The organism is Halioglobus sp. HI00S01, from assembly GCF_001635445.1.
GTDB lineage: Bacteria > Pseudomonadota > Gammaproteobacteria > Pseudomonadales > Halieaceae > Halioglobus > Halioglobus japonicus.
The window spans coordinates 1-219 of sequence record NZ_LWEE01000179.1 but is presented as its reverse complement, the minus strand read 5'-3'; the positions used below and the strand labels follow the sequence as shown (position 1 = coordinate 219).

Genomic DNA, 219 nt, shown 5'->3' with positions numbered 1-219 from the left:
TATTGAACTTGAAAAAGCGCATGAACTGGCCCTGACAACCAACGAGCTGAAAACCGGGTTTATTGCTAATATCAGTCACGAGTTGCGCACGCCTATTCATGGCATCTCTGGTACATTGCGCCTGCTGCGCCAGGATCCGCTCAACGAGCGTCAGAATCACCGCCTAATGATGGCGGAGGAGAGCGTTGCCGAACTCAGTCGCATTATCGGCGGCATAAT

At 52.1% G+C, this 219-nt stretch carries 1 protein-coding gene; it reads left to right on the top strand.

From position 1 onward, the window contains the following. Positions 1 to 219, top strand: a 219-nt coding sequence (locus A3709_RS15755; protein ID WP_231871212.1) for a histidine kinase dimerization/phospho-acceptor domain-containing protein, incomplete at both ends; no start/stop codon positions are given.